Source organism: Fictibacillus gelatini DSM 15865 (assembly GCF_000430745.1).
GTDB classification, from domain to species: Bacteria; Bacillota; Bacilli; order Bacillales; family Fictibacillaceae; genus Fictibacillus_A; species Fictibacillus_A gelatini.
The window spans coordinates 85,294-109,507 of sequence record NZ_AUMP01000007.1 but is presented as its reverse complement, the minus strand read 5'-3'; the positions used below and the strand labels follow the sequence as shown (position 1 = coordinate 109,507).

Annotated in this window: 23 protein-coding genes and 1 riboswitch; of the genes, 5 read left to right on the top strand and 18 right to left on the bottom strand. The window is 42.0% G+C overall.

The annotated features are described in order from the left end of the window. Positions 1-18: 18 nt before the first annotated feature. Complete coding sequence (locus tag H538_RS0110810; protein WP_026677612.1) at positions 19-1,299, bottom strand: ArsB/NhaD family transporter; 1,281 nt, start codon at positions 1,297-1,299, stop codon at positions 19-21. A gap of 172 nt (positions 1,300-1,471) precedes the next feature. On the opposite strand from H538_RS0110810, the gene H538_RS23615 reads away from it, so the two are divergent. Continuing rightward, positions 1,472-2,863 carry a S8 family peptidase gene (locus H538_RS23615; protein ID WP_051291429.1) on the top strand — a complete coding sequence of 464 codons (1,392 nt, stop codon included), beginning with the start codon at positions 1,472-1,474 and terminating at the stop codon, positions 2,861-2,863. Between the two features lie 321 nt (positions 2,864-3,184). Here the strand turns inward: H538_RS23615 and dltC are convergent, their stop codons facing one another. The 4 genes from dltC to H538_RS0110785 all read right to left on the bottom strand — a co-directional run bounded on the left by dltC (position 3,185) and on the right by H538_RS0110785 (position 5,626). Next, positions 3,185-3,424, bottom strand: coding sequence for a D-alanine--poly(phosphoribitol) ligase subunit 2 (gene dltC / locus H538_RS0110800; RefSeq protein WP_026677611.1), 240 nt, complete (start codon positions 3,422-3,424; stop codon positions 3,185-3,187). Positions 3,425-3,712: 288 nt separating this feature from the next. Next, a complete protein-coding gene (crcB, locus tag H538_RS0110795; protein ID WP_026677610.1) occupies positions 3,713-4,072 on the bottom strand; it encodes a fluoride efflux transporter CrcB in 360 nt (119 codons plus the stop codon). Positions 4,073-4,074: 2 nt separating this feature from the next. Beyond that, positions 4,075-4,470: a fluoride efflux transporter CrcB gene (crcB, locus tag H538_RS0110790; protein WP_026677609.1), complete on the bottom strand. Its 396-nt coding sequence runs from the start codon at positions 4,468-4,470 to the stop codon at positions 4,075-4,077. Between the two features lie 508 nt (positions 4,471-4,978). Further along, positions 4,979-5,039: riboswitch (Fluoride riboswitch) on the bottom strand. A 5-nt stretch (positions 5,040-5,044) separates the two neighbouring features. Continuing rightward, positions 5,045-5,626 carry an undecaprenyl-diphosphatase gene (locus H538_RS0110785; protein WP_026677608.1) on the bottom strand — a complete coding sequence of 194 codons (582 nt, stop codon included), beginning with the start codon at positions 5,624-5,626 and terminating at the stop codon, positions 5,045-5,047. Between the two features lie 232 nt (positions 5,627-5,858). On the opposite strand from H538_RS0110785, the gene H538_RS0110780 reads away from it, so the two are divergent. Continuing rightward, positions 5,859-7,007: a serine hydrolase domain-containing protein gene (locus H538_RS0110780; protein ID WP_051291428.1), complete on the top strand. Its 1,149-nt coding sequence runs from the start codon at positions 5,859-5,861 to the stop codon at positions 7,005-7,007. A 45-nt stretch (positions 7,008-7,052) separates the two neighbouring features. Here the strand turns inward: H538_RS0110780 and H538_RS23610 are convergent, their stop codons facing one another. From H538_RS23610 to hpaI, 9 genes are all read right to left on the bottom strand, one after another. Then, positions 7,053-7,940 carry a lipase family protein gene (locus H538_RS23610; protein WP_051291427.1) on the bottom strand — a complete coding sequence of 296 codons (888 nt, stop codon included), beginning with the start codon at positions 7,938-7,940 and terminating at the stop codon, positions 7,053-7,055. Between the two features lie 131 nt (positions 7,941-8,071). Beyond that, positions 8,072-8,458, bottom strand: coding sequence for a 5-carboxymethyl-2-hydroxymuconate Delta-isomerase (locus H538_RS0110770; RefSeq protein WP_026677606.1), 387 nt, complete (start codon positions 8,456-8,458; stop codon positions 8,072-8,074). Positions 8,459-8,476: 18 nt separating this feature from the next. Then, a complete protein-coding gene (locus tag H538_RS0110765; protein ID WP_026677605.1) occupies positions 8,477-9,274 on the bottom strand; it encodes a fumarylacetoacetate hydrolase family protein in 798 nt (265 codons plus the stop codon). Then, complete coding sequence (locus H538_RS0110760) at positions 9,271-10,062, bottom strand: fumarylacetoacetate hydrolase family protein (protein ID WP_026677604.1); 792 nt, start codon at positions 10,060-10,062, stop codon at positions 9,271-9,273. The genes H538_RS0110765 and H538_RS0110760 overlap by 4 nt, the downstream gene beginning before the upstream one ends. An 81-nt stretch (positions 10,063-10,143) precedes the next feature. Further along, positions 10,144-11,583, bottom strand: a complete 1,440-nt coding sequence (locus H538_RS0110755; protein WP_035350553.1) for an aldehyde dehydrogenase family protein — start codon at positions 11,581-11,583, stop codon at positions 10,144-10,146. Positions 11,584-11,622: 39 nt separating this feature from the next. Next, the gene (gene hpaE / locus H538_RS0110750; RefSeq protein WP_026677602.1) at positions 11,623-13,140 is read right to left on the bottom strand and encodes a 5-carboxymethyl-2-hydroxymuconate semialdehyde dehydrogenase; all 1,518 of its coding nucleotides are present in this window, start codon (positions 13,138-13,140) and stop codon (positions 11,623-11,625) included. A gap of 96 nt (positions 13,141-13,236) precedes the next feature. Further along, entirely contained in the window at positions 13,237-14,220 is a 984-nt protein-coding gene (gene hpaD, locus H538_RS0110745) for a 3,4-dihydroxyphenylacetate 2,3-dioxygenase (RefSeq protein WP_026677601.1), read from the bottom strand. A 26-nt stretch (positions 14,221-14,246) separates the two neighbouring features. Next, entirely contained in the window at positions 14,247-15,722 is a 1,476-nt protein-coding gene (hpaB, locus tag H538_RS0110740; protein ID WP_026677600.1) for a 4-hydroxyphenylacetate 3-monooxygenase, oxygenase component, read from the bottom strand. 58 nt (positions 15,723-15,780) lie between these two features. Beyond that, positions 15,781-16,710 carry a 2,4-dihydroxyhept-2-ene-1,7-dioic acid aldolase gene (hpaI, locus tag H538_RS0110735; protein ID WP_026677599.1) on the bottom strand — a complete coding sequence of 310 codons (930 nt, stop codon included), beginning with the start codon at positions 16,708-16,710 and terminating at the stop codon, positions 15,781-15,783. 165 nt (positions 16,711-16,875) lie between these two features. On the opposite strand from hpaI, the gene H538_RS0110730 reads away from it, so the two are divergent. After that, positions 16,876-17,781, top strand: coding sequence for a LysR family transcriptional regulator (locus tag H538_RS0110730; protein ID WP_026677598.1), 906 nt, complete (start codon positions 16,876-16,878; stop codon positions 17,779-17,781). A gap of 42 nt (positions 17,782-17,823) precedes the next feature. Here the strand turns inward: H538_RS0110730 and H538_RS0110725 are convergent, their stop codons facing one another. The 4 genes from H538_RS0110725 to bcaP form a co-directional block, all read right to left on the bottom strand. Next, the gene (locus H538_RS0110725; RefSeq protein ID WP_026677597.1) at positions 17,824-19,353 is read right to left on the bottom strand and encodes a solute symporter family protein; all 1,530 of its coding nucleotides are present in this window, start codon (positions 19,351-19,353) and stop codon (positions 17,824-17,826) included. Next, positions 19,350-19,682 (bottom strand): DUF485 domain-containing protein, encoded by a 333-nt coding sequence (locus tag H538_RS23605; RefSeq protein WP_051291426.1) that lies wholly within the window; start codon positions 19,680-19,682, stop codon positions 19,350-19,352. Before H538_RS23605 ends, H538_RS0110725 begins: the two co-directional genes overlap by 4 nt. A 193-nt stretch (positions 19,683-19,875) precedes the next feature. Then, a complete protein-coding gene (locus tag H538_RS23600; RefSeq protein ID WP_245595228.1) occupies positions 19,876-20,433 on the bottom strand; it encodes a transglycosylase SLT domain-containing protein in 558 nt (185 codons plus the stop codon). Between the two features lie 222 nt (positions 20,434-20,655). After that, positions 20,656-22,080 (bottom strand): branched-chain amino acid transporter BcaP, encoded by a 1,425-nt coding sequence (bcaP, locus tag H538_RS0110710; RefSeq protein WP_026677596.1) that lies wholly within the window; start codon positions 22,078-22,080, stop codon positions 20,656-20,658. Positions 22,081-22,413: 333 nt separating this feature from the next. Between bcaP and H538_RS0110705 the strand changes: the two genes are divergently transcribed. After that, on the top strand, positions 22,414-23,556 hold the full coding sequence (locus tag H538_RS0110705; RefSeq protein WP_026677595.1) for an ABC transporter ATP-binding protein: 1,143 nt from the start codon (positions 22,414-22,416) through the stop codon (positions 23,554-23,556). Beyond that, a complete protein-coding gene (locus H538_RS0110700) occupies positions 23,553-24,212 on the top strand; it encodes an ABC transporter permease (RefSeq protein ID WP_026677594.1) in 660 nt (219 codons plus the stop codon). Before H538_RS0110705 ends, H538_RS0110700 begins: the two co-directional genes overlap by 4 nt. Positions 24,213-24,214 lie beyond the last annotated feature (2 nt).

Genomic DNA, 24,214 nt, shown 5'->3' with positions numbered 1-24,214 from the left:
CAAAAAGCAGGATGTTCTTTACATCAAGTACCGCAAATATACATACACCGACGAAATCACAATGGACAAAATCATAAGCGGGAAACCGATCCATAAATAGCGAAGGAATGAAATATGGTATCCTTCTTTTCCGGCGAGTCCGGCTACGACAAGGTTTGCGCTTGCGCCGATTAATGTGCCGTTCCCGCCGAGACAGGCGCCGAGGGAAAGGCTCCACCAGAGCGGGTCCAAATTCGTTATCCCTAAATGTCCCATGTCTTTAATCATCGGGATCATCGTTGCGACAAACGGAATGTTATCGACAAATGCAGATGCGATGGCACTCATCCATAAAATCAAAAAGGTTGTTGACTTTACATGGCCGCCCGTAAGATCCATCGCTCCCGCCGCCAATTTTTCAATGACATGCGTTTCTTCAAGCCCGGCAATGATGACAAACAATCCGATAAAAAAGAAAAGGGTTGTCCACTCGACTTTTTCCAAAGCTCCTTCTAAATAGTCTTCCCCGGCAAGAAGCAATAAGAGGAACGCTCCGAATAGTGCGATCGACGCTGTTTCAATATGTATAAACTGATGGAGGAAAAAACCGAGAATCGTCACCGTTAAAGCAAACAACGATTTTTTTAGCAGATTGGCGTCTTTAATTTCTTCTTTTTCATTTCTCTTCATGAGTGCCGCCTTTAATTCTGGCGTCGTTTTTAATTGTTTTCGGTAAAATATGGCGAATATCGTGACGGTAATGACTAATATAACAGCACAGATAAGCGTTAAATTATTGATAAAAGCGAGAAACGTTAAATGCCCCACTTTGCTGCCGATCATAATGTTTGGCGGGTCGCCAATAAGCGTTGCCGTCCCTCCGATATTCGATGCAAAAATTTCCGTCATTAAATATGGAATGGGATTGACGTTTAATTGTCTTGTGATGCTAAACGTAACCGGGACGATTAAAAGAACGGTCGTCACGTTGTCTAAAAAGGCCGAACCGATTGCCGTAATCAATCCGAGAACAATTAAAATACGGACGGGATTTCCTTTCACCTTTTTCGCCGCCCAGATGGCGATGTATTTAAACAGGCCTGTTTCAGCTGTAATCGAGACCATGATCATCATCCCCACGAGCAATCCAATCGTGTTAAAATCGACCGCATGAACTGCTCTTTCCTGGTCAATAATCCCTGCCCCGATCACTAATGCTCCGCCTAGCATCGCTACAATCGTACGGTGAATTTTCTCTGAAATAATAAGTGCATATGCGATGAGAAAAATAGCAATCGCAATAACTGCTTGTTGTTCCATAAACGTTACTCTCCCTTTATGCGGTTCATTCTTCTATCTCTTACATTACCTTTCTTTCGATATTCGATTCAACCCTTTTGAAAAATTTTGTTCCATTTGCCGTCAAATATTGCTCATAAATCCAGTTTAGAATACTCAACCTAACAAAGAAGTCATATTGTGAGGTGAGGACATGCGCAAGAAATGGATTGCTGGGATTTCGATAATTATTCTATCCGTTATCCTTTTATCAACGATTCGCCATCCAACATTTAATGAACAGCCTTCTACTAACAGAAGGGCAACTGACATGAGAATAACCGAAAAGCCAAATCTTCTTAACGGGGACACTCATTTGCTTTCAATTAATTCTTTAAGCCGTGATCGAAAGCTGAAAGAACATTTAAACAGCCATCCGAGCATTGAAAAAATTGAACATAACGAGAAGGCAAAAAGCCATTATCATAAAAACCAGGTTACTGTAAAGTTTAAAGTTCATCCTGGCCCTGATCAGATGGCTATCATCGAACGCGATATTGAAGGGAAGCTCGCTAAAAGTCTTGATTCGGTTTGCATTTTTTCATCTTATCGTAAATCGACTGCCGAACTTTTACGTTATTTTAGAACTAGCAAGAACGTCGTTTATGCCGAACCGAATTATATTTTTATCCCTAACGAGGTCAATGACGTTTTTTACACCCAATATCAATGGAATTTGCCGATGATTCAAACGGAACTCGGTTGGAACATTTCACGGGGAAGCAAAAAGATCAAAATCGCCGTTGTCGATACCGGCGTCGATCTAAACCACCAAGATCTCTCCCGGCGTTTACTAAAAGGATATAACGTATTAAAAAATAACGACCGGCCTTATGATGATAATGGACATGGGACCCACGTAGCAGGCATCATTGCCTCGGACACGAATAATAAAATTGGAGTAGCCGGCATTACATGGTTTAATCAAATTATCCCGGTTAAAGTGATGGACAAAAAAGGAACAGGCACCTCATTTGATATCGCGAAGGGCATTCGCTGGGCCGCCGATCATGGAGCGGATGTCATTAATTTAAGTTTAGGCAATTATCAGCCTTCCTCCGTCATGAAAGAAGCGATTGATTATGCGTTTGGAAAAAACGTCGTTCTTGTCGCTGCTTCCGGCAACGATAATACCGACCATCCAAGTTATCCAGCTTCTTTCCCTGAAGTGCTAAGTGTAGGAGCCGTTAATGCAGTCGGCGAACGGGCCCCATTTTCCAACTACGGCTCTACTGTTGATGTTGTCGCTCCTGGTGTCCAAATTCCAAGCACCTATCCCGGACAACGATATGCCGCGCTATCAGGCACTTCGATGGCCGCTCCTCACGTAACAGCTCTTGCAGGACTTGTCCGTTCAATTTATCCCGGGCTTCAAAATACGGAAGTGATGAACATCATTAAACGCTCCACCGTCGATCTTGGCCAGCCGGGTCCCGACTTATATTACGGAAATGGTTTAATCGACATTAACTCTGCGCTCAAAAAAACATACAAGCAGCGCCATCCTTTAGGGGGATTAGCTGAATGGTGGAAACAAATTCGCTAAGAAATCAATTTTCAAATTGGCGGAATTAATACTAATATCGGCGGAATTATCTCGAGTTTTGGCGGAATTGGTGAGATTTTCGACGGAATTATATTTTAAATTGGCGGAAATTATACCAGGGTTATGCTCAATTAAAAAAGATCTTGATCAAGTTGGATAATGGTCAAATCATACAAGAAAAGGATGAAGATAGAGTATTATGTAAACCTTTTTTGCATGATCTAAAAAAAATAATAGGATGCAAATAAATAAAGCACCTCGAATGGTTAGACAATGCTAACCATTGAGGTGCAGTTGATTTTTGGACCAAACGTTGATTTTTTATCTCATACCCGCCAACTTTTGAACAATGAGGTTCGGAGTCGCCCATTCCTCCCGGTCAAAGTCGGAAATGGAGACTTCTAGTCCTAAACGTTGCTCAATTTCGACGAGTAAAGATACCGTCCCGAACGAATCGAGCAACCCTTCTTCAAACAGCTTTACATCGGGATTTTCTTTCACAACTTCGTTTTCGCACACTTCTTCTAATATTTCCAACACTTGTTCTTTTATGTTTTCCATAGTCGTTAGCTCCTTTATTTGTATAATCGTTTTAAATGATCCTTCCAGAGAAAATTAAAAATCCGAAACAAACGAAATGGAAGGTGATAATGACGGCGATATAATAAAATACAACTTGCAGATACTATCATTAAAGCCTTTTTCTTCTTTATACCACCGAACGCTAAGACGAATCGTTCTTTGAAAAAATTTATCCTTTTATGAAAAAAAATACATAATTTCGCTCTTTTCTTTTAACAATAGCCGGGCCCGAAAGTTTGAACCTCTTTTATCAGTTATAACGAAGGGCTATATTTGGCCGCCTATGTATAGTCCAAAAAATGCAAGCAACATGCCGCCAACATAACTTATAAACAAATAACTCCCGATCAGTCCCCATTTTCCTTTTATTTTTAATTGAATTGTTTCTAATTTAAATGTTGAAAACGTTGTAAAAGCTCCCATAAACCCGGTTCCAAAAAGGAGTTGAAAGGTATGTGTCATATTTTTTCCGATCATCAGACCTAAAAGAAAAGCACCAGTAAGATTAACAAAAAGGGTCGCAATTGGGAATGTGGATGGAAAACGGCTATTCATCCATTTGCTGATGCCAAATCGTGAAATAGCGCCAAAAAAACCGCCAACTGCGACAAATAAGCAATTAATCATGTTTATTCACCATCCTTTACGCTCCCTCTGTCCGCATTTCCTGTTTTATAGCCGAACCAGGAAAATAACAATCCACCTATTCCACTGGCAAGCACATAAAAACAAGCTCCACCCCAATGTCCGGTTTTCATTAAGTTTACGGCCTCCGCACTAAATGTCGAAAACGTCGTAAAAGAACCGACAAGTCCAGTGCCCAGCGCAGTCGTAATATACGGATGCATGAACTTTAGCCGGATCATTCGTGTCGTCAACCAGCCAAGAACAAAACAGCCTGACAAGTTCGTCAAAAGGGTTGCTAAAGGGAAGGAAGAATGCCACCAGTTCGCCGTCCAAAGCCCTAAACCGTATCGCAATAATGCTCCAACAATGCCAGCAAGACCAACTAATACATATTGCATCTTTTTCACCTCTATCACTTATTATGGGATAATGCACCGAGATGCTTCTAGCTGTCTCATCTAGAAAAAAAGTTTGGATTTCAGTACTAGGACATTCTTACTTTAAGAACACCTCGTTAGATCTATGAAATGAGGAAAAACGATCACGAATTTTTACTTCATTAAACTGATTTCGTTCTCGGACAATAAATGCTCTTATTTGGACAATAAGTCATCCAGTTTAAACAATAAAATCTTACTTTTGGACTATAAATGAAGAAAATACTAAATTTATTGTCCGACTGAGGCCAGTTATTGTCCGGTAGTATTTATTTATTATCGGAAATCACCTGTTTATTGTCCAAATGCCATGAAAATAGCGCCACACTATAGCGTTTGATCCTGTTTTTTGCTTCTATCTTCTTACTTTTTTTCAGGCAAAAATTTATTCTTAAAAATAATAGCTGAAGGGGACTAGCTGCCAATTATGCTTTCCCCATGCGTAAAAAACAGACTCCTACCATTTTGATGAATGGTAGGAGTCATCAGCTTTTTAGCACTTAATGGCGAACTCCATCGCCTTTTTAGTTTCCTACTATTTGTTGACTTCCCTTTCGCGATTTGCTGGAACAAAAGGAAGTTTATCATAAAGCGATAAAATCAGTCGAATGATGGGTTCAAGCGGCTTTCGGCACAATAAAACGATCCAGCTTGAAATAATCGCAACACCAATTGAACCAAGTACGTCTCCAGGGTAGTGATGGCCGACAAATATCCGGGAAAATCCCGTTAAAACCGCCAACACCAACATCGGATAGCCCCATTTTCTTTTGTACATGAGCATAGCTATCGCAAGCCCAAACGCTCCCGAAGTATGGTCACTTGGAAAGGAGGCATCTTTCGCATGCGGTAGCAGCATGTGAACATGATGGGTAACGAAAGGACGTGGTTCAAAATAAAACTTACTAATTATAATATTGAGAACAAGAGCTAAAATTCCAGAAATTCCTGCATATAAAACCGAACGTTTGCTGTACGAATTGCCAGTAAGCCAAATGATCAGCAAGATAACAGCAAATAGAGGCAAGGCAAATTGTGTAATAAACTTCATAATGGTATCTAACCAGGAATAATGCCCTGCCCATTGGTTAATCATATGAAAAAGATCGTAGTTCATGTGTCCTCCAAATTTAAGATAATGATCAACTTATACAATCGTAAATTATAAAGCAAGAAACGACGACCGTCAAAATTAATGTTGAAATACCAAAATATAAGATCTCAGAAAAAAATGTAAGTTCCAGCTGGTGATTCTATTTTGGCTGTTTTATAATTAGTCCATAAAAAAGCTTTTTAAGAACTTTTCTATGGTGTGATAGGGAAATATTCATAGAAAAAAGAGGGCTTGTATGAGAAAAGAATCGAGAATAGCGAAAAGAAAAAGAGACCGCAGAAAAAAATTACAGATTTTTAGCTGTTCATTATTGCTTCTAGGAGGCATCTATTTCTTTTATCACAAGTTATCAGCACCAATCCAAAGAAATCAAGCGAACATTGTAAAAAAGCAAAAGTTAAAAAAAGCTATTGCGGCTTTAAAGATGCCAAGTAATCAGGGAGTCGATGATTATTTAAAACGGATTCATTTTAATGGTACTGCACTAGTTGTGAAAAACGGTAAAACCATTTTAAATAAAGGATATGGATTTGCTGATAGGGAAAGAAGAATTCGAAATAACCGGAATACCGTCTACTATATCGGGTCTATTACAAAGTCTTTTATATCAACGGCCATTATGCAGCTTCAAGCGCAAGGGAAATTGAATGTCCATGATCGTTTATCAAACTATCTTCCAACTTTCCCGCACGCGAATGAAATTACATTATACAATTTATTGACACATACTTCCGGCATTCCGACATACCGGGAGACATTGGAAAAACTAGCGCCAAATCAGTTGATCAATCGAATTGCTTTTCGCGCGAACTTTTTGTTATTTCCTCCTGGGACTCGGTGGAACTATTCGGATTCAAACTATTCGATTTTAGGATATATCGTTGAAAAAGTATCCGGTCAACCATTACACAACTATTTACAAGAGCATATTTTTCAAGTCGCGGGAATGAAACATTCGGGCTTTGGCTACCAAATGAATAATGAACCATTTCCATCGAAAGGGTATAAAATTCAAGCGAAAAAAATATTTATTCCGGGAACTGCCCATTTTTCACAATTATACGGCTGCGGCGATATCTATACGACCGCCTATGATTTGTATAAGTTCGACCATGCCTTAAAAACCGGAAAACTTGTATCGCCGTTAAGCTATGAACAAATCTTTACCCCTTTTAAACACGATTATGGCTTTGGGTGGTATGTTAAATCAGACAAGTATTTCTCCCATGGCGTATTGCCGGGTTGGAACGGATTAAATAGTTATGCTAAAGACGGCAGTGTATATGTTGTTTTGCTTTCGAATATCCAAAATAATATTCGCTCGATTAAGGTTGTGGATGATCAGATCTTTAAATGGGCGATGAACCCGGTTAACGGTGTTTAAATCTAAAAAAGAAGCATCTTCTTGCTGCTCGCGAGAAGTGCTTCTTTATTCATTGACAGCATTTTCTTCTTGTTCAAAAGGGGATGCCATGCATGCTACTTTATTAATCCTTCTAAAGTCATGATAATTTTTGATTGAAGGACAAAATCCGGCATTTTTTTTGCATAATTTTTCACTAAAGAAAAGGTTATATGTGCTTAAAGCAAAAAAATAATTACGGGTCGTATGATTTTTTATTTTATTGCAAAGTTCAAAGCTAATCGGGAATTCTCCTTTAACATGTTCATAATGTGGACAATTTTTCAAAATGGGCAGCGCATACCTTTTCTTCGGATGTTCCGGTACAACATCATAACAATTGTAAACACGGACAGAATGCCGAATCGTTTGATTAAATATTTCAACAAACGCTGGATCGCCCACTTTTGGGGAACCAAACGTATATACTCTCGGCTGTTTAAATTTTGTATTGATTGCCACGTCAAGGGCACATAAAGTGGCCAGCGCCCCTCCTAAACTATGCCCTGTGATAAAAAGTGTTTTACGGTTATCAAGACGCCATAACTTTTTTATAATTTGATCTCTCGCCGAATATAATAAACACCGGTCTCCACCGTAAATTCGGGTGAATCCTTGATGGGTTTTGCCGCCATTTGCTACATAAGGAAATGGAATCTGAGTAATATCAAGATCTGAAAAACCGTCACGTCCCGTTTCTGTGCCGCGAAAAGCGATAATAATCGAATGGCGTGATTCGGCAATGTAACCAAACACTTCAGATTTCGGACGGATAATGCCGGCTTCCCCAATAATTGTTGCTACAAGACGGTAGCCTTTAGGTAACTTTACGTTCCCTTTTGAAAGTTGTGACGCTTGAAAACAAGCCGCCGCAAGAAAAATCGCGATTTTGATTTTAGAATGATGGGCTTTCAACCTGGTCACTCCAATGGAAATTATTGCCCCATTTATAGAATATTACCGGAAGATGGATTTGGTACAGGCAATATCACCAATTGAAAACACGAAAACCAGCTAAAAATAGCTGGCGTTCAAATTTTGCCTATTCATTTTTTATAACGGCTATGGATATTATTATGCTTATAAGTACCTGCCTCGCTAAACTCGACCAATTCCATTGACAGCGCTAAATATCTTCTTGAAAAGAGATCGGCAAAATGTGCCTTGACTTCTTCAAAAAGCTCATCGCAAGTTGCCTTTTTAACCTCTTCTGCCCGGCCTGCACCAATCTTTAATGTCACATGGACAAACGCATCATCCTCACTTCCATCAGCAACCCGGTAATCGCGGAGTTCAAGCGCTCTTGAACGAATGCCGCCGATCGGAAAAATATCGCCGCGTGCTATAAGGACACCATTGATTTTTTCTAGGAGCCCGGGTATATCTGCCTCTTCTTTAATGTTGTCGGTATATTCGACAATAATATGCGGCATTTAAACCACTCCCTATTTTTATAATTGAGAAAGATGTTTAGCCCAGTTCTCTTTTGCTGCATCTTTAGTAAACGTATCATCACCAACAATTGTATTGGCCAACCTGCCAATCCCCTCAATTTCTGTTACGACTTCATCGCCGACCTTCGTATCAACTGATCCTTTTGGGGTTCCAGTCAAAATGATGTCCCCTGCATTTAATGTCATAAAGCTGCTTAAATACTCAATTAAAGCGGGGATGTCAAATATCATATCCTTCGTATTTCCTTCCTGTGTCAGCTTGCCGTTCACATACGTACGAAGAGTTAAATTCATCGGATCATCGATATCGCTTGCATCGACCAGCCACGGTCCAATCGGAGTGCAGCCGTCCCGGTTCTTCACCCTGAGATTCGGCCGGTAATAGTTTTCTAAATAGTCCCGGAACGCATAGTCATTCGCAACCGTATAGCCTGCTACATATTCATAAGCATTATCGCGTTTAACTTTTCTGGCGCCTCTTCCGATGACGACAGCGAGTTCACACTCATAATGCATAAACGTTACATCGTTCGGCCTACGGGTTTGGCCTCGGTGCCCGATAAAGGTATTTGGCCCTTTTAAAAAGACAAGCGGTTCCGTCGGAGCAGTAAAAGAAAGCTCCTTCGCATGGTCGGCATAGTTGAGGCCTAATACAAATACCGTACGTGGCTCAACTGGCGGAAGCCAGACAACTTCTTTTTCGGATACAATGCGTCCATCATTTAATTGGATTTGCCCGTTTCTTTCAATCGCTTCATGGATGGCACCAGAATAGGCGACACGTGCACGTCTCATAAAGCTACACCTCCTGTTAGCTCGGACTCAGGTACGATCGTATTTTCTAAACAGCCAAGCTCGTCAATTTCAACTCTGACCCGGTCACCGGCTTTTGCCAGCGGTGCTTTTTCGGGGACCCCCACGAGCAATACGTCACCTTTATTTAGCGTCATGAAATCGGTTACATCCACAATGAGGCGTGAGACTGAGCGAATCAAATTGGCTGTCGTATTTTCCTGCTTCATCTCATCATTAATGAATACACGGACACGTAACTGATCCGGATTGGCGACTGCATCACGTTCGATTACCCACGGTCCGATCGGACAGAAACCGTCACGAGCCTTTTGGTTTACAGCGGGGCGGTATACACTATCATGGGGAATCGACACATCATTTACGATCGTGTAACCGGCCACATATTCCAATGCCTGGCTCGTGCTTACGCGGGTTGCCGGCTTGCCGATGACGACACCGAGCGCTGCCCCCATCTCGAGTTCCTCAACTCCTTCTGGAAGCGGAATCGGCATTCCGTTACCGCTATAAGTGTTCACCGGTTTAATGTACAGAATAGGCGCTTTCGGTGGTTCTTTATATGGCGGTTGATTTACAGCATCTCCAAGTGTATGAAGGGCACCTTTGTAATTTAAAAGCACGCCGTAAACCGTACCGGAAACGGGGGCATCGAACGATAGCATTTCTGTGCCATATTGCTTGCCATCAAGTTCGACTGTTCGCTTCAGCACATTTACATTCGCTTCCTCTATCAGATGTTTCCCGCGCAACTTAAAAATGGCTTTACTCACCAAACATCACTCCTTGCTCCATCATTGGAAATGAAAGATCCTCGTAGAGAGGATCTTTCATCCGAAACTTGCCAATTCAGTTTACTTTTTATTAAAAACAACGAGCTTTAACTCTGTCATTTCTTCAATGGCATATTTAATTCCTTCTCTGCCGAAGCCGCTTTCTTTTACGCCTCCATACGGCATATGATCCACACGGAATGTCGGGATGTCATTGATCATCACGCCGCCAACGTGCAATTCCTCAGCAGCATGCAACGCGTGATGGATATTTTCCGTGTATATCCCTGCCTGCAGGCCGTAGCGTGAATCGTTCACGAGGTTGATCGCTTCATCAATGGAAGAGATTTTATAGATGATTACGACAGGGGCAAACACTTCCTGGCATGAAACTTTTTCAGATGGGTCGACATTTAATAAAACGGTCGGCTTTAAACTATTGCCGTCTGTCTCGCCTCCGGTTACAACGGTAGCCCCATTGCCCTTTGCCTCTTCAACCCAATTTACCGCACGTTTTACATCGTCCTTTGATATAAGTGCAGAAACATCGGTCTCAGGATCAAGCGGGTCGCCAATCTTTAACTGTTTTGCCGCTTCTGTAAATTTTTCTACGAAGCGGTCATATTCCTTTTCATGGACGTAAATCCGCTGAAGCGAAATGCAAACCTGTCCCTGGTATGAAAAAGCACCGGTTACACAGCGCGGGACGATCGTCTCAAGATCTGTTCCTTCATCAATAATGACAGCGGAATTTGAACCAAGTTCCAACGTTACTCGTTTTAATCCCGCCTTATTACGAATTCCAATTCCGACTGCCGGACTTCCGGTAAACGTAATCATTTTAACGCGGTCATCCGAAACAATTTTATCGCCGACAGTTTTCCCGCTTCCTGTCACGACGTTTAATGCTCCGTCAGGCAATCCCGCCTCCTGGAAAAGTTCCGCTATAAAATATGAAGAAAGCGGCGTTTGCGATGCCGGCTTCAATACGACCGTGTTGCCTGAGGCAATCGCCGGTCCTACTTTATGAGCAACAAGATTCATCGGAAAATTAAACGGCGTGATTGCTCCAATGACTCCGATCGGCTCTCTCGTTGTGTACGATACCCGGTTTTCGCCGCCCGGCGCGCTATCTAAAGGCAACGTTTCTCCGTGAATACGCTTTGCTTCCTCAGCCGCAAATTTATAGGTTTGTATCGTTCGCGCCACCTCTCCTTTTGCCGTCGTTATCGGCTTAGCGGCTTCAAGTGCGATAATTTTCGCCGCATCTTCCTGCCTTTCTTCCAAAAGCTTCGATACGTTTTCTAAAATTTGCGCCCGCTTGAAAGCCGGCATTTTTGCCATTGTTTTTCTGGCATTATACGCCGCTTCAACCGCCTGGTCGACTTCTGTCTCTCCGGCTAAAGGAATTTTAGCAATGACTTCGCCATTATATGGAGAGATGAGATCGGTGTAATTTTCCGCCTCTGTCCAGCAGCCATTAATAAACAATTTCTTTTTAAATTCCGTCTGGATTGCCATGAGCCTGTCACTCCTTAAATTTTGAAATTTATAGTCCAATTAAGAGTGTTGTGCTGCTCCTGCTTCTGATTTTTTCTTTTTGCCGAATTGCGGGATATGATGATCTCCGATCGCGACGTGGACAACCTGTGTTTCGGTATAAAATTCAAAGCTGTAATGCCCGCCTTCGCGGCCGATTCCACTCTGTTTTGAGCCGCCAAATGGAATTCTCAAGTCTCTCACATTTTGCGAATTGATCCAGACCATGCCGCTTTCAATCGATTGCCCAAGTCGATGGCCGCGTTTCATATCACTCGTCCAAACATAGGCAGCAAGGCCATATTTGACATCGTTGGCCATACGCAATACCTCTTCTTCGCTCTCGAACGGAATGACGACCATGACCGGTCCGAAAATTTCTTCCTGGGCGACGCGCATTTTGTTATGGCAGTTTAATAGCAACGTTGGCGCAACATAGTTACCGCCACTGTAGCTTTCAGGAATATGCCCACTAATTACCTCGGCCCCTTCCTCGCGGGCGAGCTTAATATAGTTCGTTACATTTTCCCAATGTTTGCGATGGATTAACGGACCAACTTCCGTGTCTTTATCCATTGGGTCACCGACCGTAATATTTGCCACCCGTTCTTTTAACGCTTCGACAAATTGGTCATAGATCGGCTGTTCAACAAAAAGGCGGGAGTTTGCTGTACAACGCTCTCCATTAAATGAGAAAATTCCCCATACAACAGCATCTAATGCTTTTTCAAAATCGCTATCCGCAAAAACGATTGCCGGCGACTTGCCGCCAAGTTCCATGGAGCACCGTTTCAGCGTATCCGCTCCATTTTTCATAATTTCAGAACCTGTTTTCGTCTCGCCGGTAAACGAGATCAGTTGTACATCCGGATGAGCGACAAGTGAAGCTCCTGCTGTTTCTCCATAACCGTGGACAATATTAAAGACGCCTTCAGGCAGTCCCGCTTCATCGATAATTTGTGCCAATTTGTTTGCAGTTAGCGGAGACCATTCAGCCGGTTTTAACACTACCGTATTCCCTGTTGCGAGCGCCGGGGCGATTTTCCACGTCTCCAACATAAACGGGGCGTTCCATGGTGTTATTAATCCAGCAACACCGACCGGTTTATGGATCGTATAGTTAATGAACGATTGATCGACAGGATACGCTTCCCCGACCATCCGGTTTTTGACCATTTCCGCATAAAAACGGAAATTTTCCGCTCCGCGCGCCGCCTGCTTTTTCGTCTGGCTGATCGGTAATCCTGTATCGAGAGATTCTAAATACGAGATTTCCTCGGCATTTGCTTCAATCAAATCGGCAATTTTCACGATGTAGCGAAGTCGTTCATCGGTCGGCATCGTCCGCCATGGGCCTTCATCGAATGCTTTTTTGGCAGCCTGTACAGCTAAATCAATATCTTCTTTAAATCCTTCGGCCACTTCGTTAATCGGTTCATTGTTAAATGGATTTATATTTTGAAAGCTTTTTCCAGCAACTCCTTCAACGAATTGGCCGTTGATATAATGCAACACTTTTTCTATTTTCTTCGTACCCATCGTATTTACCTCCCCGTACTCTCATCATCTTTTAAAAATAGAGCAGCAGGAAATCGTTCATATGAATGAATTCCTGCACGAATCTTTTATCGTCGATCAAGTCATAAATTCCGGTTTCCGCTGGGCTAAAACCGGCTCCTCTAGCGTAACGGCTTCACCCGTATGAACGTTCAAAACCGGCATCGCTTCGTTAAACCAGCAGTCAGGTGCTTTATGGCCCCAGAACGTCTGTCTTCGCGGATCGTTTAAATCCCATTTAATCGGCTTAAAGTCCGGATCAATCGTTAAGTAATCTCCAGCATATAGCTCAATTCGGTTTCCGTCAGGATCACGTAAATAAAGGAAGAAAGCGTTTGACAGACCGTGGCGTCCAGGCCCTCTTTCAATAGATGATCCGTATCCAAGTGAAGCCAGCACATCGCAGCAATGAATGATGCTCATTGGATCACTTAGAAAATAAGCGAAGTGATGAAGCCTTGGCCCGGGGCCGCTCATAAACGCATGGTCGTGAACAGTTGGCTTTCTAAATAGCCATGCCGCCCAGATGCGTTCGTCTTCGGTCGTCGTATATTCAGAACATCTGAATCCGAGCTCCTTCGTATAAAATTTATACGCCTTTTCGACATCAGGAACCATGCAGTTTACATGGTCAAACCGCTGGATGCGTGCTCCTTTATACAATTCGAAACGCTGAAGCATTCGTTCAACCGGTTCCATTTCGGCAAAAAACTCAAGCGGAAGACCTAACGGATCTTGAACTCTTAATGTCCGGCCAATCGCACGCTGGCTGCCTTTTTCCATCCATTTAATTTTGGCGCCTTTTCCTTCAAAAAATGTTGCCAATTCTTCAAGGTCATCCTCTTTTGCTACTTTGTAACTGATCGCATGAACACCCGGCTCCTGGCTTTTTTTGAGCACAAGACTGTGATGGACGTGTTCTTCAAGCCCTCTTAAATAAATATGTTCATCGTCATGCTCCGTTTCGATAAAGCCTAAAGCGTTTACATAATAATCGCGGGATTTATCGAGGTCCGTCGCGTTAAGTACGACACGCGCAACACGAATAATATTGAAATTCATCCTTCATCCCTCCCTGGCATTCCAACTTATTTTGTGACAATTGGCTGATCCGGCGATTTGGCACGATTTAAAAATTCTTGCACCATTTCTTTGTAAGGTTCTTTGTTATATAGATCGTAAAAGACATTTGACATGCGGACAGGATCGCCGAAGAAATAGTATTCGTAAAGTGCCTGGCGTCCTCCGAATGCGCTGAGGGAAATATCCCAGGCAAGACGGAACAGCTGCACGCGGTCATAGCCATTGATATTTGCCCCTTGCATGTAGCGGTCGACGAGCTGTCCAACTTCTTCATTTTCAAAATCGGCTTGCGTCGGCGTTCCCATTAAACCTGAAGCTCCAAGGATGCGAACGATCTCTACAACTCGCTGGTACATTTTCGGGAACCAGTTTCTCGCCGTATTTAACGGAAGGAAATCAGGTGTCATATTTCCGTATTTATCAATGGAGGCATTTTGTTCTGCCCGGAATAGATGCGATTTCATCGTTTCTAAAATGATCATCACTTCCGACGCTTTCTCTTTGACATGCTGGAATTTGTCAATGCCGATCGCGTCAATAATGCTTAAAATGACTCCAAGCACAAATTCTGTTTTCACTACATTTTTTGCTACAACTTGATGAGCGGAATGAACGATCGCATTCGTTTCAACATAGGTGCGGTTGCAAATTTCAGAATTTCCGCAGACAAACACGCGTTCCCACGGTACAAAAACATCTTCAAAAATGACAATGGCATCGCTTTCATCAAATCGCGCACTTAATGGATGATCCCACTGATTGCGTCCCGTATCGAACGATTCACGGCAAACAAATTTAAGCCCTGGCGTATTGTTCGGGATCGCAAACGCCATTGAATATGGGTCATCTTGAACGGATGCTTTATTAAGCGTAGACGGGAATACGACGATTTCATCGGTAATTCCGCCGAGCGTTGCTAGTAACCTTGCGCCTTTTACGACAATTCCGTCCTTATTTTTCTCAACGATTCTTGCAGACACCGTTGGATCTTTTTGCTCGGACTGGCTTTTTGAGCGATTCACTTGCGGATGGATCAGCGTATGCGTCAGGCTAATATCATTTTCCCGGACATATTCATAATACTTTCTCGCATTCTCCCCAAACATCGGATCGGCTTGAGCGAAAAATTCTTCAGCAGTCCCAAAGGACATTACGCTCGTATTTAAATAGTCCGGCGACCTCCCCATCATCCCTCCGGTAAAGCGCGCCCACTCCGACATCATTTCTCTTCTTCGGACGAGATCTTCTTTCGTTTTTGGCGCAATGAATGACAGTCCTACTTTTTCGCCGGTCGTCGGTGAAGTATAAAGCATTTTTTCCGGCTTTTTGTGCTGGAGATCGAAAAGGTTCGCAACAGAACGGACGACATTGCGAAACGCCGGATGTTCGGTAACGTCTTCAACCTTCTCTCCATGAATCCATACATTGTTTTTCGCTTTTTTAATTCCTTCAATGTATTGCTCTCCCGTGCGTGCAGGCATTCAAATCCCTCCCATGAGTGATGTAGACTCTTCAAATGTAAGTGCTTACAATTTGAGGTTAATTTTTTCCACTTTCTACTTTTGTTAGCAAGTCATAACTCGTTAAAACATCGCGTATTTCTTTTTGCAGCTCTTCTGTCGGCAAGTCCATCGGCATCCGAAGTTTTGGCGTAATTCTCCCCATCATGCCAAGAGCTGCTTTAAGCGGAGCCGGATTTGTGTCTTTAAATAACACATCATTTAGCGGCATTAATTCATAATGAAGTTCAAGCGCCTTTGCAACGTCTCCTTCGAACCATGCATCGTGCATTTCTGCCACCTTTTTCGGCAAAACGTTGGCTGTTGCGCTGATGGAACCGGCACCCCCGATCGCAAGCATTGGGTAGCATAATAACTCAATTCCGGAAAAGAGCAAGAAATCACGGCCGCAATTCAACAGCACGCGGTTTACATGTTCAAAATCTTTATTGGATTCTTTGACGCCAATAATGTTCGGGCAATCTTCTTTTAACCGGGCAAGCGTTTTGACCTCCATATTGACGGCCGTACGACCAGGAATATTGTAGACGATAATTGGAATATCGACGGAATCGGCTACCGTTTTAAAATGTTTATAGAGCGCATGCTGGGAAGGCTTATTATAGTAAGGCACAATGACTAATGCGGCGTCTGCGCCAATTTCTTGAGCTTTTTTTGTTAAAAAAAGCGTTTCTTTATGGTTGGTAGAACCAGTTCCTGGCACAAACGGCACTCTTCCGTTCACTGCTTTCGCCGCTTTTTCCATCACTTGAACACGTTCGTCAACTGTTAATGAACCCGGTTCTCCTGTCGTCCCGGTCACTGAAATTCCATGGCTTCCGCTCTCGATATGCCAGTCAATTAAACTTTCAAGCGTTTCAAAATCAATCGACTCATCTTCATGAAAAGGTGTAATAATCGGTGCCACCGATCCGCGAAGCTTCACTTTCATTTCTTCTACTTTTGACATGTTCCCACTCTCCTCAAATTTAGAGTTTTATTCTTTATAAATTTACTAACTATTCATATAGTCAGATTTTTTCTATATTTTTATCATATCACGTGCTATACTATATGAAAAATATCGATTTGGTTAGCTTTGTATATTAAAAAAGTATACGTTGGAGGGCTAGTAATGGATGTAAGACAGCTGCGTTACTTTCAAACGATTGCCAAAGAAAAGCAAATTAGCCGTGCCGCAAAGCGTCTGCACATGGCCCAGCCTCCTTTGAGCCAACAATTAAAAACAATGGAACAGGAACTTGGCGTTAAATTAGTCGAACGAAATGGACGGTCGATCGAATTAACCCCTGCGGGAAAATTGCTATATGAACGGGCCGAAACATTATTGCGGCAATTTGATGAAACAATAAGGGAGGTGAAAGAAACCGGTGACGGCGTGAAGGGCGTTTTATCGCTTGGGTCGGCCATTTCAAGTTTTTCTTATTTACTTGAACGAGTCCGTTATTTTCGGGAACATTACCCGAATGTCATTTTCAGGCTCAGGGAGAGCGATACGTTTCGGTTGGTCCAATCGTTAGAAAACCGCGAAATTGAGCTTGCCATCGTCCAACTGCCGCTTGACTTAGATGATTTTTACTACATATGTTTGCCAACCGAGCCATTTGTCTTTGTGATGCCAAAGAAGTGGGCTACGAATCCCGCTCAAATGTCCATTTCAATGCAGGAAATTGCCGAATACCCTTTATTATTAATGCGAAGATTGCAAGGAAAAGGAATGAACGATGTCATCATCGAGGAATTTAAGCGTCATGGCTATACACCGAACATTGCGTGTGAATGCCCGGATGCGGCAATGCTGCTATGGCTGGTTTCAGCAGGGGTGGGGGCGACGATCCTTCCTAAATCAGCACTCTTAACCTTGCCTACACCCGAACTAAAAATTATGGATATCGATGATTCCCCCCTTCAATCTGAACTGGCAGTCATCTGGCTGAAAGACCGCTATTTATCTAAAAGCGCCATGCATTTCATTGACACGTTCCGTTCTGAAAGCGCATTCAAAGGGGAAAGTTGCTAATTTAACTTTGTTCGTAAAGAAAGATGCCGCAATCGGCGGCATCTAAACATCTTTTCCTAGATTAGATTGAACAAGAATCCGGTTGAAATCTTCACTTGTTTCTTTTTTCCGCGAGAAAATCGTTCCTAAATAGCCTGCGAGAAAGCCCAGGGGAATAGATACGATGCCTGGTGAAGCGAGAGGAAAAATGGCTTTTCCAACGAAAATCGCATGCCCGCTCGGATCCCACACATTCGGGCTCAATAAGACAAGAATAATCGTGCTGAAGAGGCCAACTACCATACTTGAAATAGCGCCTGTTGTATTGAAGTTTCTCCAGTAGATTGTATACAAAATCACAGGCAAATTGGCGCTGGCAGCCAGTGTTAGCGCAAGTGAGCCGAGAAACGCGACATTCAAATTTTTCGCAAACAATGCAAGAATGATAGATATAGCCGATACAGAGATGGCTGCAATGCGGGCCGCGCGAACCTGTTCTTTTTCAGATGCTTTTCCGCCGCGGACTATTTCGTTATAGAAGTCATGGGCAAATGCAGAAGCTCCTGATAATACGATCCCTGCAACAACGGCTAAAATGGTAGCAAAGGCAACTGCGGAGATAAAGGCAAACATAAAGTTCCCGCCCAGCACTTCCGCCAAAAGCGGCGCCGCCATATTCCCCGCCGGATTGGCGTCAATGATTTTTCCTGTACCGACCAATAACGCTGCTCCAAACCCGAGGAAAATGGCCATCACATAAAAGATGCTAATGACGCAGGTAGCAACGGTTACGGACTTTCTTGCCGTTTTCGCATCCTGTACGGTAAAAAAGCGAATCAGTACGTGCGGAAGCCCCGCCGTCCCGAGCAGCAGGCCGACATTTAAAGAGATCGCATCTAGACCGTTCGGATTTTTAATCCCTGGTTGTAAAAACTTTTCTCCAAACGGCGTCGCATGCTTTACCTCGTCAAAAATGTGGAAAATATTAAAATTGAATTTGGATAGAACGAGAATAAATAAAATAAACGTCCCGGCAATAAGCAACACCGCTTTAATAATTTGAACCCAACTTGTTGCTGTCATTCCGCCGAAAAGGACGTAAACGGTCATTAAAACGCCAACAATGATTAAAGATGTCGAAAACTCAAATCCGAGCAATAATTTGATGAGAACGCCAGCTCCGACAAGTTGCGCAATCATATAAAAAATCGAGATCGTCACCGTATTTAATGCCGCAAATCCCCGCACTTTTTTTGTATTAAACCGCGCTGTAATCATATCTGCTAACGTATATTTCCCGAGATTTCTCAGTGGTTCTGCAACGAGATACATGACGACTAAATACGAAACGAGAGCGCCTAACAATAAATACAATCCATCAAATCCGGTTAACGCTACTCCCCCTACAATTCCCAGGAAAGAGGAGGCTGACATAAAATCTCCTGATATGGCAAGGCCATTTTGCCAGCCTGTCAATCCCCCTCCAGCCGTATAAAATTGGTTCGCGTTTTTCGTTCGTTTGGCGGCAAAATACGTAATCACAAGGGTTGCTGCGACAATCAGCAAAAATAATAGAAAGGCCGTTTTATTCATACGATGACTCCCCTCTTCTTGTCATCTCCGAAACTTTGATGATCACGTTTAATTCGTTCGGACATTTTGTCAAAATGATTCGCTTTCTTCGTATAAAGAGCGGCTAAAATCCATGTCATGACAAATTGCAAAAATGCAATCATCCAGGCCCAGGTAATAGAGCCGATGCAAGGTTTGTTTAAAACGGTCGTGTAAGAGGTCATAATAGGCAGGAAAATAAAAAAGCAGACAAAAAAAATAGTAACAGGAATAATGAAGTTTTTCTTAGCTTTAAGCAACTGTTGAAATTCATAGGTTTGGACCATTTTCTCATACTTCTTCTCACTCATTCACTCTTCCCCTTCCTTTTCTTAAAACGTTTTCACAATTATCTATAAAGTCAGATATTTCGAGCAACACTATCGTATCACTTCAATTGTATGAATGAAAAATACTAATTTTGTTGCCGGAGTATATGAAAAAAATATAGATAGCAAATTAAAAAAGCTAATTTCCTTTTATAGCGGAAATCAGCTTTTTTGTTTAAAAACATTTTTTTATATAAGCTAACGCTTTATTATGCGCACGTATGTATGAAGTTGCTTTACCCGTGCGGGCATAGCCGCCTTCACCTTTATTATAAGCGCTTAAAACGGCTTCTTTTAATTTTGTACCTCTGTATCCTTTCTTTTTATATTTCTTAGTAAGATTGGATAACATATACGTTCCCCAGTTCATATTGACATAAGGATCATATGGCTTATTTTTTGTATGCAATTGCTTTGCAAGACTTCTATGATTTACTTTATTAATTTGAAAGTAGCCGTAATTGCCCGCACTGTATGCTTTTGGGTTAAAGCTGCTTTCATGAAGAATAACTGCCAATGTTTCTTTATAATCTAAACCTCTTTGCCTGGTCAATTGATATAAGTATTTTTGCTGGCTGTAAGACATATGTATTTTTTTTGAATAGAAAGAACTTGATTTTGCCTGTGCAAAGGAAGAAGCATTCGCAAATACACTCATGAATACAAATAAAGCTACGCTTAACTTTACAAAAAAACTAATTTTAAAATGAAACTTCATTGGATAGCCTTCCATTGTATCCCCCTTAAACCTTAATTTGACTGAACCTTCCTCATTATAGCAACCACTCTACTAATCTTGAATACTTTTAAATGACTTGATACCTATCTTTAAATAGAGTGTTAAATTTGTAACATGAATGAAATATTATTTCAGCTAAAAAAAGCTTGTAGACAAAGTCCACATTATGGACTTTATCTACAAGCTGAAACGTACCTATACAGGTACGTTTTTTGATTACATATTGATTGATTGATCTTTTTCTACATTTAATCTGGCATGCTTTCGCGAATAAGCGAAGTAGACAATAAAACCGATCGTTAACCAGATGATGAATCGGAGCCATGTTGCGGGCGCTAATTGAGAGATTAAAAATCCGCAAAACAGAATGGATAAGATCGGTATTAGCGGTACTGCCGGACAACGGAAAGACCGTTTCAAGTCTGGCTGTGTTTTCCTTAGTACGATGACTGAAAATGAAATTAAAATAAACGCTGATAATGTTCCGATATTAACGAGTTCCGCCAATTCATTTAGCGGGATAAATCCGCCTAAAAGGCCTGCGATAAGACCGAAAAACCATGTCGCTTTATAAGGTGTACGAAATTTCGGATGGATTTTTGAAAACATGCGTGGCATTAATCCATCACGTGACATAGCGAAGCTTACGCGCGTCTGGCCATACAACATGACGAGCATAACGGTAGTCATTCCTAATATTGCGCCGACATCAATCACCCCCGCTACCCAATTTTGCCCGGCGATTTGCAGGACGAGAGAAATAGGGTGATCTGTATTTCCTTTAAACTGTTCAAATGGCACAATTCCCGTCATAATCGCTGTAACGATCACATACAAAAGGGTACAGATAAAAAGAGAAAGCAGAATCCCCTTAGGTAAATCTTTGTTTGGATTTCTAGTTTCTTCAGCTGCAGATGAAATAGCATCAAAGCCGATAAACGCAAAAAATACGAGAGCCGCAGCAGAAAACACACCGTTAAAGCCAAATGGCATAAAGGGCTGCCAATGTTCAGGTTTCACATAACCTACCGCCACTGCGATAAATAGTAGAACAACAGCTACTTTAATAATTACCATTACATTGTTAACTCTTTTCGACTGTTTCACACCAAGAGAAAGTAAAATTGTAATAATAAAAACAATTAAAAAGGCTGGAAGATTAAAGTAAGTAGTTGCACCCGGCAATGCACCCGGTGCAGCTGTCAATGCTTTTGGAAGCTCAATTCCAAACCCTTTTAATAACGATTGGAAATATCCCGACCAGCCTACCGATACTGTGCTCACCGCCAACAGATATTCTAAAATCAAATCCCAGCCAATGATCCAGGCAACCAGTTCCCCGAGTGTAGCATACGTGTACGTATAAACAGAACCGGAAACAGGAACCGTTGAAGCAAATTCCGCATAAGAAAGAGCTGAAAATAGACAGGCCAAACCTGCAATAACAAATGAGATAATTAGTGCCGGACCCGCTGTCAACGCGCCAGTGCCTGTCAATACAAAAATTCCTGTACCTATAATGGCCCCTATTCCTAAAAGTGTAAGGTCAAATGTTCCTAGCTCCTTTTTTAACCCCTGACCTTTTTCAGCTGTTTTTAATAAATCGGAAATGGTTTTTTTACGAAGAAGCCCATTTTTCACTTATTAAACCCCCTTAATTTTTATAATATTCTGTATTTTTCTTGCGGTAAAATGCTCAACCAATGATTGTTTAATCATCACCTTAAGCCATAAACCTCCCCCCTGACATTTATATCGGTAAGTTGTTTGATTTTTTTTAATTTTATAACATTTAAATAATAATTTCAATATAAAAATAAACAGAATACGTCTAGTAAACACTTCCTTTGATTAAAACAAAAGGTTTCGTCCTGACGAAAAGAGGGCATAGTAAATTTGTACTATCTCAATCAAGGTTCAATCGGGTAGTAAAATAGAATTGTTTATTCATTAAAGAGAAGGTGATTCATTCGAATGATTAAACTAGAAAACGTAGAAAAGAAGTATAGTGATGGTTATGTTGCATTAAAGAACATTAATTTGGAATGCAAAGAAGGGGAAATTACCGTTTTAATTGGACCGAGTGGTTGCGGGAAATCGACAACGATGAAATTGATCAACCGCCTCATTCATCCGACTAAGGGGAAAGTATATATTAACGGAAAAGATATTTCCGAAGTCAACCCTGTAGAATTGCGGAGAAAAATCGGCTATGTGATTCAGCATATCGGACTCTTTCCCCATATGACGATTGCGGAAAATGTAGCTGTCGTTCCTAATCTTCTCAACTGGGAGAAAGAAAAGACCGACAGACGGATCAATGAATTAATGAAACTAGTTGGTTTAGACCCTCAAACCTATCGCAATCGTTACCCGAAAGAACTTAGCGGCGGTCAGCAGCAGCGGATCGGCGTCATACGGGCAATGGCAGCAGAGCCTCCGGTTATTTTAATGGATGAAGCATTCAGCGCCCTTGACCCGATCAGCCGCGAACAGCTCCAAGATGAACTTGTTGAATTGCAAAAAAACATTAAGAAAACAATCGTCTTCGTCACCCATTATATGGATGAAGCATTGAAAATCGCTGATAAAATTGTCTTGATGAAGGATGGAGAAATTGTCCAGGAAGGCTCTCCCGAGGAAATATTGCGGCATCCTGCAAACGACTTTGTGAAAAGCTTTATCGGTGAAAAACGATTGAACCTTATCCAAGATATCCCTACCGCAGCAGAAGTGATGAAAAAGAAGCCCGTCACTACTTATCCTACCCGCGGATTAGCCGAATCAATCAAAATGATGGAAAGACGGCAAGTCGATTCATTAATCGTTGTCAACCAAGACAACCAATTGCAAGGCTACATTTCTATTTATGATGTGATTCGCCACTTTCGTGATGAAACGAAACGAGTGGGGGATATTCTCGAACGCTTTTCCCATACGGTCGGCCCGGACGCGTTATTAACGGAAGTGACCCGAATGATTGACGAAAATAAATTAGCCTATGTACCCGTTGTCAATGAGGAAGAGAAGCTCCTTGGCATTGTAACGAGAGGAAGCCTCGTCGGATTCTTGTCAGACATCTATCCATCCGGCGATTCAGGGGTGGTGCAACAATGAAAGACTATTTGTTGATTTTCGCTGACCGCTGGAATGATTTGTTAAATGCCGTCATTCAACATCTTATTCTTTCATTGGCTGCCGTTCTATTAGGATGCATCGTCGCCATCCCTTTAGGAGTATTTTTGTCAAAGACGTCAATTCATTGGCTGCGCACGCTTTCATTTACAATCACAAATATTTTTCAAACGATCCCGAGTCTTGCATTATTAGCTATTCTTATTCCGCTGATCGGTATTGGTACTACACCCGCAATCGTTGCTCTTTTTCTTTACTCGCTAATGCCGATTTTAAGAAATACCTACTCAGGCTTTCAATCGATCGATCCGGATATCATTGAAGCGGCAAGGGGAATGGGTTACAGTCCGCGGCAAACATTGGTAAAAATTGAATTGCCACTCGCCGTACCGTACATTATGGCGGGAATTCGCTTAACGACGGTCTACATTATCAGCTGGGCAACGCTAGCGACATTAATCGGTGCCGGCGGCCTCGGCCAATTGATTGTTGGAGGGCTTGCAGTGTACGATAAGCCGTTAATCTTTGCATCTGCAGTGTTAGCAATGGTTCTCGCACTTATTATTGATTTTCTCCTTTCCGTCCTGGAGAAATCGATCTCGAAACGGACACATACAGAAACAAATCAATCTATTTAATC

What these genes read in the sequence shown, in the direction of transcription:
- H538_RS0110810 (WP_026677612.1), bottom strand. Translation starts at nt 1,299, where the DNA reads ATGGAACAACAAGCAGTTATTGCGATTGCTATTTTTCTCATCGCATAT.
- H538_RS23615 (WP_051291429.1), top strand. Translation starts at nt 1,472, where the DNA reads ATGCGCAAGAAATGGATTGCTGGGATTTCGATAATTATTCTATCCGTT.
- dltC (WP_026677611.1), bottom strand. Translation starts at nt 3,424, where the DNA reads ATGGAAAACATAAAAGAACAAGTGTTGGAAATATTAGAAGAAGTGTGC.
- crcB (WP_026677610.1), bottom strand. Translation starts at nt 4,072, where the DNA reads ATGATTAATTGCTTATTTGTCGCAGTTGGCGGTTTTTTTGGCGCTATT.
- crcB (WP_026677609.1), bottom strand. Translation starts at nt 4,470, where the DNA reads ATGCAATATGTATTAGTTGGTCTTGCTGGCATTGTTGGAGCATTATTG.
- H538_RS0110785 (WP_026677608.1), bottom strand. Translation starts at nt 5,626, where the DNA reads ATGAACTACGATCTTTTTCATATGATTAACCAATGGGCAGGGCATTAT.
- H538_RS0110780 (WP_051291428.1), top strand. Translation starts at nt 5,859, where the DNA reads ATGAGAAAAGAATCGAGAATAGCGAAAAGAAAAAGAGACCGCAGAAAA.
- H538_RS0110770 (WP_026677606.1), bottom strand. Translation starts at nt 8,458, where the DNA reads ATGCCGCATATTATTGTCGAATATACCGACAACATTAAAGAAGAGGCA.
- H538_RS0110765 (WP_026677605.1), bottom strand. Translation starts at nt 9,274, where the DNA reads ATGAGACGTGCACGTGTCGCCTATTCTGGTGCCATCCATGAAGCGATT.
- H538_RS0110755 (WP_035350553.1), bottom strand. Translation starts at nt 11,583, where the DNA reads ATGGCAATCCAGACGGAATTTAAAAAGAAATTGTTTATTAATGGCTGC.
- hpaE (WP_026677602.1), bottom strand. Translation starts at nt 13,140, where the DNA reads ATGGGTACGAAGAAAATAGAAAAAGTGTTGCATTATATCAACGGCCAA.
- hpaD (WP_026677601.1), bottom strand. Translation starts at nt 14,220, where the DNA reads ATGAATTTCAATATTATTCGTGTTGCGCGTGTCGTACTTAACGCGACG.
- hpaB (WP_026677600.1), bottom strand. Translation starts at nt 15,722, where the DNA reads ATGCCTGCACGCACGGGAGAGCAATACATTGAAGGAATTAAAAAAGCG.
- hpaI (WP_026677599.1), bottom strand. Translation starts at nt 16,710, where the DNA reads ATGTCAAAAGTAGAAGAAATGAAAGTGAAGCTTCGCGGATCGGTGGCA.
- H538_RS0110730 (WP_026677598.1), top strand. Translation starts at nt 16,876, where the DNA reads ATGGATGTAAGACAGCTGCGTTACTTTCAAACGATTGCCAAAGAAAAG.
- H538_RS0110725 (WP_026677597.1), bottom strand. Translation starts at nt 19,353, where the DNA reads ATGAATAAAACGGCCTTTCTATTATTTTTGCTGATTGTCGCAGCAACC.
- H538_RS23605 (WP_051291426.1), bottom strand. Translation starts at nt 19,682, where the DNA reads ATGAGTGAGAAGAAGTATGAGAAAATGGTCCAAACCTATGAATTTCAA.
- H538_RS23600 (WP_245595228.1), bottom strand. Translation starts at nt 20,433, where the DNA reads ATGGAAGGCTATCCAATGAAGTTTCATTTTAAAATTAGTTTTTTTGTA.
- H538_RS0110705 (WP_026677595.1), top strand. Translation starts at nt 22,414, where the DNA reads ATGATTAAACTAGAAAACGTAGAAAAGAAGTATAGTGATGGTTATGTT.
- H538_RS0110700 (WP_026677594.1), top strand. Translation starts at nt 23,553, where the DNA reads ATGAAAGACTATTTGTTGATTTTCGCTGACCGCTGGAATGATTTGTTA.